This window comes from Streptosporangium sp. NPDC049376 (assembly GCF_044466505.1).
GTDB lineage: Bacteria > Actinomycetota > Actinomycetes > Streptosporangiales > Streptosporangiaceae > Streptosporangium.
Genome location: NZ_JBITMT010000005.1, coordinates 496815 through 510083, shown reverse-complemented (window position 1 = coordinate 510083; position 13269 = coordinate 496815). Strand labels below are relative to the sequence as shown.

At 69.4% G+C, this 13269-nt stretch carries 14 protein-coding genes; 5 read left to right on the top strand and 9 right to left on the bottom strand.

The genetic code is table 11. The features are described from left to right. Positions 1–4: 4 nt before the first annotated feature. Genes ACIBVQ_RS17850 through ACIBVQ_RS17840 form a run of 3 tightly spaced genes read right to left on the bottom strand, consistent with a single transcriptional unit; the run spans position 5 to position 1337 of the window. Positions 5–634: a hypothetical protein gene (locus ACIBVQ_RS17850; RefSeq protein WP_352010693.1), complete on the bottom strand. Its 630-nt coding sequence runs from the start codon at positions 632–634 to the stop codon at positions 5–7. A 19-nt stretch (positions 635–653) separates the two neighbouring features. Continuing rightward, positions 654–1025: a DUF5130 family protein gene (locus tag ACIBVQ_RS17845; RefSeq protein ID WP_352010692.1), complete on the bottom strand. Its 372-nt coding sequence runs from the start codon at positions 1023–1025 to the stop codon at positions 654–656. A gap of 15 nt (positions 1026–1040) precedes the next feature. Next, entirely contained in the window at positions 1041–1337 is a 297-nt protein-coding gene (locus ACIBVQ_RS17840) for a hypothetical protein (RefSeq protein WP_352010691.1), read from the bottom strand. A gap of 299 nt (positions 1338–1636) precedes the next feature. On the opposite strand from ACIBVQ_RS17840, the gene ACIBVQ_RS17835 reads away from it, so the two are divergent. The 3 genes from ACIBVQ_RS17835 (at position 1637) to ACIBVQ_RS17825 (ending at position 5059) form a co-directional block, all read left to right on the top strand. Further along, entirely contained in the window at positions 1637–2461 is an 825-nt protein-coding gene (locus ACIBVQ_RS17835) for a nuclease-related domain-containing protein (RefSeq protein WP_352010690.1), read from the top strand. A gap of 146 nt (positions 2462–2607) precedes the next feature. Then, positions 2608–4446 (top strand): dihydroxy-acid dehydratase, encoded by a 1839-nt coding sequence (gene ilvD / locus ACIBVQ_RS17830; RefSeq protein WP_352010689.1) that lies wholly within the window; start codon positions 2608–2610, stop codon positions 4444–4446. A 106-nt stretch (positions 4447–4552) separates the two neighbouring features. Beyond that, positions 4553–5059 carry a WYL domain-containing protein gene (locus ACIBVQ_RS17825; protein ID WP_352010688.1) on the top strand — a complete coding sequence of 169 codons (507 nt, stop codon included), beginning with the start codon at positions 4553–4555 and terminating at the stop codon, positions 5057–5059. Between the two features lie 45 nt (positions 5060–5104). On the opposite strand, the gene ACIBVQ_RS17820 is transcribed toward ACIBVQ_RS17825, so the two are convergent. From ACIBVQ_RS17820 to ACIBVQ_RS17810, 3 genes are all read right to left on the bottom strand, one after another. Continuing rightward, complete coding sequence (locus tag ACIBVQ_RS17820; protein ID WP_399178558.1) at positions 5105–5320, bottom strand: zinc ribbon domain-containing protein; 216 nt, start codon at positions 5318–5320, stop codon at positions 5105–5107. A 133-nt stretch (positions 5321–5453) separates the two neighbouring features. Then, a complete protein-coding gene (locus ACIBVQ_RS17815) occupies positions 5454–6278 on the bottom strand; it encodes a GNAT family N-acetyltransferase (protein WP_386186688.1) in 825 nt (274 codons plus the stop codon). A 59-nt stretch (positions 6279–6337) separates the two neighbouring features. After that, complete coding sequence (locus ACIBVQ_RS17810) at positions 6338–6847, bottom strand: HNH endonuclease (RefSeq protein ID WP_352010685.1); 510 nt, start codon at positions 6845–6847, stop codon at positions 6338–6340. A gap of 346 nt (positions 6848–7193) precedes the next feature. Here ACIBVQ_RS17810 and ACIBVQ_RS17805 point away from each other — a divergent pair, with 346 nt between their 5' ends. Further along, positions 7194–9266, top strand: coding sequence for a prolyl oligopeptidase family protein (locus ACIBVQ_RS17805; RefSeq protein ID WP_386186690.1), 2073 nt, complete (start codon positions 7194–7196; stop codon positions 9264–9266). 48 nt (positions 9267–9314) lie between these two features. Here the strand turns inward: ACIBVQ_RS17805 and purU are convergent, their stop codons facing one another. After that, on the bottom strand, positions 9315–10217 hold the full coding sequence (gene purU / locus ACIBVQ_RS17800; RefSeq protein ID WP_386186693.1) for a formyltetrahydrofolate deformylase: 903 nt from the start codon (positions 10215–10217) through the stop codon (positions 9315–9317). A 144-nt stretch (positions 10218–10361) separates the two neighbouring features. Between purU and ACIBVQ_RS17795 the strand changes: the two genes are divergently transcribed. Then, the gene (locus tag ACIBVQ_RS17795) at positions 10362–10811 is read left to right on the top strand and encodes an NUDIX hydrolase (protein WP_386186696.1); all 450 of its coding nucleotides are present in this window, start codon (positions 10362–10364) and stop codon (positions 10809–10811) included. Between the two features lie 173 nt (positions 10812–10984). Here ACIBVQ_RS17795 and ACIBVQ_RS17790 read toward each other — a convergent pair whose 3' ends face one another. Beyond that, the gene (locus tag ACIBVQ_RS17790; RefSeq protein ID WP_352010681.1) at positions 10985–11476 is read right to left on the bottom strand and encodes a GNAT family N-acetyltransferase; all 492 of its coding nucleotides are present in this window, start codon (positions 11474–11476) and stop codon (positions 10985–10987) included. Then, entirely contained in the window at positions 11473–13035 is a 1563-nt protein-coding gene (locus tag ACIBVQ_RS17785; RefSeq protein ID WP_362773383.1) for an XRE family transcriptional regulator, read from the bottom strand. Before ACIBVQ_RS17785 ends, ACIBVQ_RS17790 begins: the two co-directional genes overlap by 4 nt. Positions 13036–13269: the final 234 nt, after the last annotated feature.

The window sequence follows — 13269 nt, the reverse complement described above, 5'->3', positions numbered from 1 at the left end:
GCCCTCAGGCGCCCAGGATGGCCTGGCCGACGGCGACGGCGAACAGGCAGCAGGCCGCGGCCACGAGGAACAGGAGCATCCCTCTGCGGATGTAGCGGTCCTTGGCCTGCGCCACGGCGCCGAGCCTCCTGATCCGCAGCACCAGGTCGTCGGCGCCGGCCCGCGTGTCCTGGCCGCCCAGTCTCGCCCACAGCTCGGCGAGGGCCTCGTCGGAGAAGGCTCCGCGCGACCTGCCGCTCCGCGTCCGGTCCTCGTCCTCCTGCCGGACGGGCGGGCTCCAGGTGTGCAGACGGCCCGCGTACGAACGGCGGCGCTCGATGCTCCTGCCCGCGAGTCCCGAGCTGAGCGGATGCAACGCGCCGACGAGCATCACCGCGCCCATCGTGCAGAAGAACGCTCCCGTCCACCACAGCCACTCCACCTGGCCGGGCAGGACTCCCGGTTTCAGCATCCCCGCGACGACCGCGGCGAGGACGGCCGCGACCAGCAGCGCGACCGCCTTCCTGTTCTGCCCTCGGTTGTCCGCGCGCACCTCCGCCAGGACCTCGTCGAGATAGGAGAGCACCTCGTCCCTCTCCTGGGCCACCTCGCCCTCCCGTGGGACGCCTTGGGAATCACGCCCGATCTTCAGCACGCCCGCATTATCCGAGAACTCACCTGCGCCGGGAAGCCAGATCGGCGAGCATCCACATTCCTGTGACAAGTCCGCCGACGAGGTTGCCGCCACCGAAGGCCGTCGCCATCGAGACCGCGGCGACGCGGCACTCACCGTCGCCCAGTCTCAGCCTGGCGACGGGACCGGTGACCACCTCGACCGCCCTGGCGTCGGGGTCGACGAACACGAGCACGGCCGTGTCCGCCTCCTCCCCCAGCGCGGCGTGCAGCCGTTCGGAGAAGTGGCGGCGCGGCCCGAGCGCGGGGCCGAGGTAGACGGCGAAGCGCAGGCCGCTGCGGCGCTCCGCCACGCGCATCGCCTGCCGGATGTCACGGGCCTGCGTCGAGGTGAGGCCACCGACCGTCAGCATGTCCTCACTGTTTCCTCACCATGCCGCAGAAGCCCCTCCGACCCGTCTGCCCGGCTCGGAGACCCGGGCCAGGGCCACCCAGTCGACTTCGGGGGCGAGGTTCGCAGACGGCACGGGGTCGACCAGGACCTGGCCCGAGGAGAGCGCCTCCCGCTCGCTGCGGAACGGACCGCCGAACCACACCGCGGCCGCCGAGGTGCCCCTGATCGCGCTCGCGCGCATCCTGCCGGGAAGCAGGACAAAGGCACTGATGATCAGGAACAGGCCGCCGGAGGCACCGAACAGGAGCTCCATGACCTGGATCGTGTCCACAGGTCCACGGTAGATCCACGCCGCCGACCCGTCGAGTCCTGTCCGTGACCTCGCCGCTCACGGCCCTCACATGGCGTCCAGGTGACGTCCTGCGGCTTCCGGCGTTCTCGGGGCCCGGGAACGCCGGGAACGGTAAGATCACGTAGCGGACGACGCCTTCTCGCGAACGACCTGGGTTCTCTAGAGAGAAACAACAGACATACCCGGTTCGGATAAACGTCATGCGAAAGGCGAAGGCCACAAAAGTATGAGAAACGCAATACTAGGCACCCACATAGGCGTCAGCTACGGTGAGTCACGTGGATTCCGGTCAGGCACCAGAAGACGGTAACACTACGTCACCCATTTGGGTCGGCGACCGCACGGCCGACGACAGGCCGCCGTCTCGACCCGCCACACCCGCGTCCGAGTACGCGCCCGTCGAGCGCACCTCACTGCGCGTCCTGCTCGACGACCCCCGCTACGGCCATCTCAGACGACGTGTCCTGGTCGCGGTCGCCTCGGGCGTCGTCGGAGGCATCCTCTTCTCCGACATACGGCTGGGCGTCACCTGCGCGATCATCGGCGCGATCGTCGACACCGTACTGCGGGCCCGCACCCACTCGACCGTGCCCGCCTGGCGCCGCGGCTCGGTCGCGGAGCGTCAGACCGAGGCGCAGCTCAAAAGGATGGAGCGGGGCGGCTACCGAAGCCTGCACGCCCGCGCGATCCCCGAGAGCGAGGCCCAGATCGACCACCTGGTGGTCGGCCCGACGGGGGTCTACGCCGTCGACTCGGAGAAATGGGACAAGCGCCTTCCGGTCCGCGTCCAGTCGCACCGCAAGCTGTTCCACGGCCCCTTCAACCAGAAGCCCCGTCTCGACGAGGCGCGCTGGGAGGCCTCCAGAGCCTCCGAACTGATCGGCGAGGCGCTCGGCCACGAGGTGACGATCATTCCGTCCCTCGCGATCTACGGCCCGGCGATCCCGTGGAAGGTCCTCACGGTGCGTGATGTGGACGTCTTCGACGGCGGCCGTGTCCGTAAGTGGATCACCAAGCGCGAGCGGTCGCTCACCGACGCCGAGATCGACGAGATCTACGAGGCCGCCGAGCGGGTCCTGCCCGCCCGTTACCCCGAGCCCTGACCCCTTCTCACCGTTCCTCCACGCACCCCGGGACTCCTCCCTGCCGAGGTCCCAGGGTTCGTGTCTCGCGCCGTGGACGCCCGTCTCACGCACCGGGCGATGGCCGTACCATTTGAGGACACGGTTTCGATGATGGGAGAAGCCTCATGCCCGCCCTCAGGTCTCGTACGGTCACGCACGGCAGGAACATGGCCGGTGCCCGGGCCCTGCTCCGGGCGACGGGCGTAGCCGGGGGCGACTTCGGCAAACCCATCATCGCGGTGGCCAACAGCTTCACCCAGTTCGTCCCGGGCCACGTCCACCTGCGCGAGGTCGGCGACGTGGTCGCGGGCGCGATCAGGGAGGCGGGCGCGATCCCGCGTGAGTTCAACACCATCGCGGTCGACGACGGCATCGCGATGGGCCACGGCGGCATGCTCTACTCGCTGCCCAGCCGCGAGCTGATCGCCGACGCCGTCGAGTACATGGTCAACGCGCACTGCGCCGACGCGCTGATCTGCGTCTCCAACTGCGACAAGATCACCCCGGGCATGCTCCTGGCCGCCTTCAGGCTCAACATCCCCACGGTCTTCGTCTCCGGCGGGCCGATGGAGGCCGGCAAGACCCCGGGCCGCAAGCTCGACCTGATCGACCCGATGATCGCCTCCGCCGACGACGCCGTCTCCGACGCCGAGCTGCTGGAGATGGAGGAGAACGCCTGCCCGACCTGCGGTTCGTGCAGCGGGATGTTCACCGCCAACTCGATGAACTGCCTCACCGAGGCCATCGGCCTGGCACTGCCCGGCAACGGCACGATTCTGGCCACCCACAAGGCGCGCAAGAAGCTCTACCAGGACGCCGGTCGGCAGCTGGTCGAGATCACCCGCCGTTACTACGAGCAGGACGACGAGTCGGTCCTGCCGCGCAGCATCGCCACCAAGGAGGCGTTCGAGAACGCCATGGCCCTCGACGTGGCCATGGGCGGCTCGACCAACACGATCCTGCACATCCTGGCCGCGGCCCGCGAAGCTCGCGTCGACTTCGGCCTCAAGGAGATCAACGAGATCTCGCTGCGGGTGCCGTGCCTGTGCAAGGTCGCCCCCGCGACCGCGAAATACCACGTCGAGGACGTCCACCGCGCGGGCGGCATCCCGGCCATCCTCGGCGAGCTCGACCGGGCGGGCCTGATCCACCGCGAAACGCACACCGTCAACGGCGGCACCATCGGCGACTACATCGACGCCTGGGACCCCTGCTCGGCGGGTGTGCTGCCCGAGGCGACCGAGCTGTGGCACGCGGCCCCCGGCAACGTCCGCACCGTCAAGCCCTACTCGCAGGAGGCCCGCTGGGACTCCCTCGACCTCGACCGGTCCGAGGGCTGTGTGCGCGACTCCGAACACGCCTACACCCGTGACGGCGGTCTGGCCGTCCTGTACGGCAACATCGCCACCGAGGGCTGCATCGTCAAGACGGCCGGGGTCGACGAGGAGATCTGGCGCTTCTCCGGGCCCGCCGTGGTGTTCGAGTCCCAGGACGACGCGGTCGAGGGCATCCTGAACAACCGGGTCAAGCCCGGCGACGTCGTGGTCATCCGCTACGAGGGCCCCAAGGGCGGCCCCGGCATGCAGGAGATGCTCTACCCGACCTCCTTCCTCAAGGGAAAGGGCCTGGGCAAGGCCTGCGCGCTGATCACCGACGGCCGTTTCTCCGGCGGCACGAGCGGGCTGTCCATCGGGCACGCCTCCCCCGAGGCCGCGGAGGGCGGCACCATCGCCCTGGTCGAGGACGGCGACATCGTGGAGATCGACATCCCGGGCCGGTCGATCGAGCTGAAGGTCGCCGAGGAGGAGCTCGCGACCAGGCGTGAGCGGCTGCTGGCCGAGCTGGGCGGCTATCGCCCCCGTGACCGGCACCGTCCGGTCAGCGCGGCTCTGCAGGCCTACGCCGCGCTGACCACCTCGGCCTCGACCGGCGCCTCAAGGGACCTGTCCCAGCTGTCACGATGACGACCGTCTCCTCGGGGGGTACGGCTGGGCCGTGTCTCCCGAGGGAAGGCCGCTGTATCCGACAGGCAGTTCGAAAATTGTCGGTGGCGGAGCATACCATGTGACCATGGCCAACGTCATGAAGCCCGCACGCAGCCCGTTGACGACCGCCGAGATCGCCGCCCTCGCCCTGTCCCTGGCCCATCTGGGCTCCGACCCGCAGGCAACCGCCGCCCGCAGCGGCCTGCGTCACGCGTTCGAGCACATGGAGATCGACGACGAGGTCGTCTCCACCACCCTGGCTACCCTGACCGAGCCGATGCCCGACCCTGTCGCCGACCGGGCCAGGACCATCGCCAACGCCATCACCTCCCACCTGGTCGTCCGGCTCCACTACCGTGACGTCTCCGGGCGGGTGACGGTGCGCGACGTCGATCCCGTGACGTGCATGGTGCACCGCGACTACTGGTATCTCGTGGGCATGTGCCGCATGCGCGGCGCGATCCGCGCCTTCAGGTTCGACCGGATCGTGGCCACCGAGCCGACCTTCATCCCCGCCCGCCCGCACAGGGCCGGTGACTTCCTGCCCTTCCAGGGCAGGCGCGCCGTCCAGCGGGGCCGCGAGGCCGCCTGACCCCACGGCCCCACGGCGACACCGGCGTGGTGGGCGGCGAAGCGGCTAGCCGCCGCAGCAACCGCCCCCACAGCACCCGCCGCCACCGGCCGGGCGGGGCGCCGTGACGCCTGAGCCACCCGTCACGGCGACCGTGGACAGCAGCTTGACGGTGTCGTCGTGGCCCTGAGGGCAGAGCGCGGGCTCGCCGGAACGGGCCATCGGGCGGGAGATCTCGAAGGTCGATCCGCAGGCGCGGCAGCGGAAGTCGTAACGCGGCATGGCACCAGGTTACTCAGCCTCGGACCGTACGGGCACGGCCGTACGGTCGTGAGGAGATCACGGCACGAGCCCGTCCGGGAAGGGCGGGGCGTCACGAGCGCGTCTCGTCCCCACCCCGGGACACGGCCGTCGGTCAGCCGAAGACGATGGAGGCGTAGTCGGCCACGGGCCGGTAGCCGATCGTCCGATAGATCGAGTTGGACACGGGGTTGGACAGGTCGGTGAACAGCAGCACCTCTGCCGCCCCCCACTCCCGTGCCCTGGCCGTGACGGCATGGGACACCGCGGTGCCGTACCCCCTGCCGCGTTCTCCGGGAGGGGTGTAGACCGGGCCGACCCGCGAGACGCCCCCGATCGGCACCGAGGCGCCCGCGTAGGCCACCGGCCGCCCCTCCACCTCCCACAGGAGGATCTCCCGCCTGCCGACCCGCCCGGCGAGCACGGCCGCGAGACCGCCGGACGAATGGCCGCCCGCCTCCCGCTGGAAGGCCTGTCCCCAGGCGACCAGCAGTTCGAGGTCCTGGGTACCCGCCGTACGAGGGGCACCCCGAGGGTGGACAGGCGGCGGGGTGAGCGTGTCCAGGCGGTAGAGACGTTCGGAGCGTCGCGTCCTCTCCGGACGCCACCAGGCCGCGGCGAACACCTCGGCGAGGGCGACGCCGCCCCGGACGCCGAGGACGGGACGTTCGGCCTCGATGAGCGCGGTGGCCAGTTCGCGGACGGTCTCGGCCGGCATGTCGGCGAGCATCAGGAGCTGGGGAGGGGCGTGCAGGGCCGCGGCCACGATCTCACCCCCGGGATCCGCCGCCCATCCCATGAGCGGGTCCTCACTCCACAACCCCTCACGCAGCGCGCGCAGCATCGTGAGCTGGATCGTGTTGCGCACCGGCTCACGCAACAACCACTGCTCCGCCGCCCCGGCGTACACCTCTGGATCGGAGGTGAAGGTCCATCTCATGCACCCGATTGTGCAGACACGGACTCCGCCGGGGCGAACGGGTATCGCGGCGTGGACCGTCAGGCGGCGCTTTCCTCCAGGTAGGGCGCCCACTGGGGGTCTCCGACGTTGTGCGCGCCGATCAGACGCCAGTGGACGCCCCGTGGGACCACGGGGGCGACGTCCAGCGTCCAGCCCAGCTCCTCCAGCATGCGATCCGCCTTACGGTGGTTGCACGGCGTGCAGGAGGCGACGCAGTTCTCCCAGGTGTGGGTTCCTCCCCTCGACCGCGGGATCACGTGGTCGATGGTCTCGGCCCGCTGTCCGCAGTAGGCGCACCGGTAGTCGTCCCGGCGCATCAGCGCGGTCCTGGTCAGCGGAATCCGCGACCGGTAGGGAATGCGCACGTAGCGGCGCAGCCTGATCACCGACGGCACGTCGAGCGTGCGGGTCGCCGAGCGGACGACCGCGCCCCGCCCGTCGCGGTGCACGACATCCGCCTTCTCCCTGAGCACCAGCACGACCGCGCGGTGCAGGGAGAGGGTGGTCAGGGGTTCGTAGGTTGCGTTCAGCAGCAGGACTTGGCGCATCAGCGTGCCTTCCCCGCCGCGCGACGCTTCGTCTGAGTCTGAGGGGGCACGCAGGCGCGTACCCCGATTGGCGGCCCCTCCTGGGGCCCGGATGCTTCCGTCACAGGGACCTCCGCCGGACGGCCCAGCGGATGGTCACCACGGCACCGTCCTCCACCAAGTTTGGCTTCTGCATCGTCATTTCCGCCACCCATAAATGACAGGAGAGACGCCTGGTACGTTTTATGCCCGCATTACCAGTTTTTACTCCTCGATCCGAAGATCGACGTCACGGCCCCTCCAAGATCGAATACGCCCCTCGCGCAATGGCTTCGACCAGCCTTCCCGAGGTCGTAGGGTTCCTGCCATGACCCGACAGCCATATCCACCAGCAGGCCGTGACGACCTCGTCGAAGAGCTCCACGGCGTCCCCGTCGCCGACCCCTATCGATGGCTGGAGGACCCGGACAGTCCGGCGACCGAGGAGTGGCTGGCCGCGCAGGAGAAGCTCTTCTCCGCCGAGCTCGGGGCGCTCACCGGCCGCGACCGGCTCAGGGCGCGGGTCGCCGAGCTGCTCAGGTCGGGCTCGATCGGCGCTCCGGCCTGGCGCGGCGAGCGACGTTTCTTCATGCGGCGTACCCCCGACCAGGAGCACGCCGTCCTCTACACCGTCGACCCCGGCGGAACCGAGCGCGCGCTGCTCGACCCGACGGCGCTCGACCCGAGTGGGCTCACCACGCTCGACTCATGGCAGCCCGACAAGGAGGGCAGGCTGCTCGCCTACCAGGTCTCGGTCGGCGGTGACGAGGAGTCCACCCTCTACCTGCTCGACGTCGCCTCGGGCGAGCGGGTCGAGGGGCCGATCGACCGGTGCCGTTACTCCCCGATCGCCTGGTTGCCCGGCGGCAAGGCGTTCTACTACGTGCGCAGGCTGCCCGCGACCGAGGTGCCCGAGGGGGAGGAGCAGTTCCACCGCCGCGTCTACCTGCACCGGGTCGGCACCTCGACCGAGGATGACGTGCTGATCTTCGGCAAGGACATGGAGAAGACCAACTACTACGGTGTCGCGGTCTCCCGCGACGGCCGCTGGTTGCAGATCTCCGCCTCCAGGGGTACGGCGCCGCGCAACGACCTGTGGATCGCCGACCTCGCCGCCTCCGCACCGGACTCTCCCGACCTGGTCGTCGTCCAGGAGGGGCTCGACGCCCAGACCGCGCTGCACTTCGGCCGCGACGGCAGGCTCTACGTCTTCACCGACCTGGACGCCCCCCGGGCGCGCATCTGCGTCGCCGACCCGGCCCTGCCCCAGCCCGAGCACTGGCGTGACCTGATCCCGCAGGACGACGAGGCCGTGCTGTCGGACTTCTCGATCCTCGACGACCTTGACCGCCCGGTCATGCTCGCGGGCTGGACCCGCCACGCGATCAGCGAGATCTCCGTGCACGACCTGGTGACGGGTGAGCGCGTCGGCCGGGTGCCGACGCCGGGGTTGGGCACGATCGGCGCCATCTCCGAGCGGCCGGAGGGGGGCCACGAGGCCTGGTTCGTCTACACCGACAACACCACCCCGCCGAGCATCCAGCGCTACGACGCACGCACCGGGGAGACCACCCTGTGGGCCGCCTCCCCCGGTGCCGTCGAGGTGCCCGCCGTCAACACCGAGCAGGTGGTCTACCGCTCGGTGGACGGCTCCGAGGTCCACATGCTGGTGATCACCAAGCCGGGCGTCGAGGGTCCGCGCCCCACCATCCTGTACGGCTACGGCGGCTTCGGCATCTCGATGACCCCGGGCTACTCGGCGTCGATCCTGACCTGGGTCGAGGCGGGCGGCGCCTACGCCATCGCCCAGCTGCGCGGTGGTGGCGAGCAGGGCGAGGAGTGGCACAGGGCCGGCATGCTCGCCAACAAGCAGAACGTCTTCGACGACCTGCACTCGGCGGCCGAGCACCTGATCGCCACCGGGATCACCAGCCCGGAGCAGCTGGCCATCTCCGGGGGCTCGAACGGCGGCCTCCTGGTCGGCGCTGCCCTCACCCAGCGCCCCGAGCTGTACGCCGCGGTCGTCTGCTCGGCCCCGCTGCTGGACATGATCCGTTACGAGCTGTTCGGCCTGGGCGCGACGTGGAACGTCGAGTACGGCTCCGCCGCGAAGGCCGAGGAGTTCGCCTGGCTGAACGCCTACTCGCCCTACCACCACGTCCGTGAGGGCGTCTCCTACCCGGCGACGCTGTTCACGGTCTTCCAGTCCGACACCCGGGTCCACCCGCTGCACGCCTGGAAGATGTGTGCCGCCCTGCAGCACGCCCAGGCCTCGGACCGGCCGATTCTGCTGCGCAACGAGGCCGAGACGGGTCACGGGGCGCGGGCGGTCAGCAAGACCGTCGAGCTCGCGGCCGACCAGCTCACCTTCCTCGCCCACCACACGGGCCTGGCCGTCTGACGGCCCACCGCGCGGGGCCGCCGTCGGGAACGGCCCCGCGCGGGCACGTCAGCGGGGGAAGACGATGGTCTTGTGCCCGTCGAGCAGGACACGCTGCTCGGTGTGCCACCGTACGGCGCGGGCCAGGACCTGGCACTCGACGTCGCGGCCGATGGCGGCCAGGTCCTCCGGCGAGTGGGTGTGGTTGACCCGGGCGACCTCCTGCTCGATGATCGGGCCCTCGTCGAGGTCCGCGGTCACGTAGTGGGCGGTCGCACCGATCAGCTTCACCCCGCGCGAGTGCGCCTGGTGGTACGGCTTGGCGCCCTTGAACGACGGCAGGAACGAGTGGTGGATGTTGATCACGTTCCCGGCCAGCTTGACGCACAGGTCCTCGGACAGCACCTGCATGTAGCGCGCGAGCACCACAAGGTCGGCCTGGTAGTGCTCGACCAGGGCGAGGATCTCCGCCTCCTGCCTGGACTTGGTGTCCGGGGTGACCGGCAGGTGGTGATAGTCGACGCCGTACGACTGGGTCAGCGGGCGCAGGTCCGGGTGGTTGGAGACCACGCCGACCATGTCGATGTCAAGCAGGCCTGAGCGCGTCCGATAGAGCAGGTCGTTGAGGCAGTGGCCGAACTTGCTCACCAGCACCAGCACCCGCTGCCTGACCGCGGTGTCGCGCAGTTTGAAGTCCATGCCGAAGTCGGGGGCCAGAGCGGCGAAGGCCTCGCGCAGGGCCGCGTCGGACAGCGGCGAGGAGAACTGCACCCGCATGAAGAACCGCTGGGAGACGGGGTCTCCGAACTGCTGGCTCTCGATGATGTTGCACTCCCGCCCGGCCAGGAGGCCGGAGACGGCGGCCACCACCCCGGGACGGTCCGGACACGACAGCGTCAGGACGAACTGGGCCTCGGAGCCCCCGTTCAGCCGATGGTGGCCCGCGCCGGGCCCTGTGACTCGCTCGCTCATGACTTCACTCTCGAAGGGGTCGGATCGTACGGTGCCACAACACCGACCTGGGCAGAGTACAGCGCGTCACCCACACCCGCCCGCGCACGCCGCCCGGTGCCGCGCGGTGCCACCGATGGGCCGTGCTGGTAGCGTCCGGAATCCATGAACGACCCTGAGGTGAGCGACCGCCCCGCGACCCGGGTGGTCTGCGTGGCGGGCGACGGGCGGGTGCTCCTGCTGCACTGGCACGACCCGGTCGCGGGCAGGACCCTGTGGGAGCCACCCGGCGGCGGTATCGAGCCGGGGGAGACGCCGCTGGAAGCCGCCCGGCGGGAACTGGCCGAGGAGACCGGCCTGCCGGGTACGGCGGTGCTCGACCGGTGGCTGCCGGTGCCCAGGGAGCTCGACTGGCTCGGTGTCCGCTATGTGCGGACCGAACGGTTCTATCTGGCGAGGTTCGACCACACGCCCCGGGTCGTCCCCGAGGCGTTCACCGCGGAGGAGAACGACACCTATCTGGGCCACGGCTGGTTCTCACTTGAGGCGATGGCCGCGCTTCCCGACGCCCTCGAGCCCCCGGCGCTGCCCGAGATCGTCTCCCGGCTGGTGTGACCCACGTGCCCAGCGGCGATGAGCGACTTCTTGGAAACCGGGGAACGACGCCGGACCCTCGGGGGATTTCACGGACGCCCCACTGGAACAGGCTTCAACAAAGTCCCCGCGAGGGAGCAAACAGCAATTATCCCGACATTTCACCGAATAATAACTAAAAGCGGTAAACCGTGTTATTCAGTTGAGACGGCCGTGGAAGAAATCAGCGGGTCCTTCTCCATGTAGACCACGGTGTGCTCACCGCGTCCCTCGCGGCGGATCTCACGCCAGCCGTGTTTTCGATAGAGGTGGATCGCGGCGGGCTGGTTCAGTGTGGTGTCCCCGCGAAGCCTGGCGTATCCCAGCCCGATCGCGCGGCTTTCCAGTTCTGCGACCATCCGGTCGCCGAACCCGCGCCGCTGGAACTCGGGGTGGACCCGCAGACGGCACATCTCCCCCGAGGCGTCATCGACCCTGCGCAGAGCGCCCATCGCCATGACTCGCCCCTCGACGGCCTCTCCGACCAGGAACTCTCCCCCGTCGGCGAGGTAGATCTCCTCGATCCGTGGAAGGTCGTCGTCGTAGTAGACCCCGTCACCGGGGAAGAGGCCGACCTGGGCGAGGCAGACCTGGTGCAGTGCCCGGACGGAGTCGAGGTCGGACCGGCGATAACGCCGGATCCTCACACCTCCTCCTCGATCGGGTCCGGCAGGGCCGCCTCGCGCAGCATCTCCAGATAGAGCTTCAGCTCGGGGTTGTCCGGATTCTTGCCCTCGACGTCTCTGGCCACCTCGTGGGCCCGCTGCATGAGGATGTCGGGTTTGAACCCCTCCCCCAGGCCGGCGAGCGCGGCCTTGGCGATGTTCAGCGCCTCGCCGACGTCTCCTTCGAGGAGCTTGCACTTGGCCCGGTCGAACTTGATGAGCGTCGGATCGAGCCAGTCGCCGGGGCCGTACTTGGTGAGGGCCTGTTCCAGGATGAGGTCGGCCTCCATGGGCTGCCCCAGTTTGACCAGGGCGTCTCCCTGGTGGAAGTAGAGCTGCCGCTCGGTGTATCCGAAGGCCGCGTCCTCCTGCTCGGCCGCCCCCATCTGGGAGAAGGCCGCCCTGGCCCGTGCCAGTGCCCGCTTGGCCTGGTCGACCACGTCCTTCTTGCCCGCGTTCGACATCATCGCCAGCGCGCGGGCCTCGACGACGGGTGCCATGGCCTGGGCCGCGCACGGTGTCTGCCCGGCCAGATCGCGGCTCTTCCTGGCGAGGTTGAGCGCCTCGCGCGGATCGCCGTAGTAGAGCGGCACCAGGGCCTCCCTGGCGATGACCCAGGCCCGCAGCGCGCGGTCACCGGTGTCGTCCGCGGCGATCCTGCCCGTCCTGAAGAAGGAGCGGGCCATTCTCTGGTCACCAAGGTTGATCATGATCATGCCGCTGAGGCCGGCGAGCTGGGCCGCCATCCGGCACAGCCGTTCCTGCAGGTCGACCGGTTGGCGGTGCTCCATGGCCTTGCGCACGGCGCTGAACTCCAGCAGAACGTCACACAGCAGACGTAACGGCGGGGTGTTCATGTACTGGCGGCCGAAGCCGACGGTGGACTCCTCCCACTGGTCCAGCATCGCGGGTGAGACGGTGCCCGAGACCAGGGTCTCGTCCATCCTCCGCCGGATGTTCTCCACCGCTCCGAGCACCTGCCCGTCGAGGCCGACGGCGGTGCCGCCCGCCAGAATCCTCAAGAGCGTTCTCCGCAACACGTTCTCGTCCTCCTCGCTCCCGTCCGCGGAGGGGCCGCCGCCGATCTGCCGGATCAACGACTCACGCGGACCAGGGGAAGTGTCGGGTCTTCCATCCTGGAGATCACTCCGGACGGCACCCGGCATCCTGTGGCCGTGGCCACAGATGCAGGGCCCCTCGTAGCCGAGGGAGGGGGGCTCGACCCGGTATGCGGAACACAGGTAGTGGAGGTATTCGGGCCCGGGACGCTTCAGACCGCTCTCGTAGGCGGACAGAAGCGTCTCCCCGATCCCCGGAGCGGCCTTGCCGTCGCGCTCGAACAGCGCCCGTATCTGTTCGATCACGTCGGCCAGAGCGACACCGTGTGCGAGACGATGAGCCTTGATGCGGGTGGTCCCGAACTGCTGACCACACTTGTCGTGGATCTCTTCGGCGATCTGGGCCGGGTTATGCCCCGTTGCGAGGCCCCTGGCGCGGATTCGCCGCGCTAACTCCGTCTCCCTGTGCTGCCTGCCGGACATACCGGCCCCTCTCTCGCGGCCAGCTGGGCTGGTTGGCACGCTTGTCCCGACCGGTCCTCTCCCCGTAGACCCAGTGTGATTCGGGTATCGCACTGCGCCTAGAGAGAATAATGGACCACCGTTGCCCCACCCGGAACGCGCGAATGAGGCCACCGGCTAAGGATCGTCCTCTGATGGACTGTTTCTTTCAACCTCCTTGGCAGAATGCGCATCCCGATCTTGGTTAACCCGGCA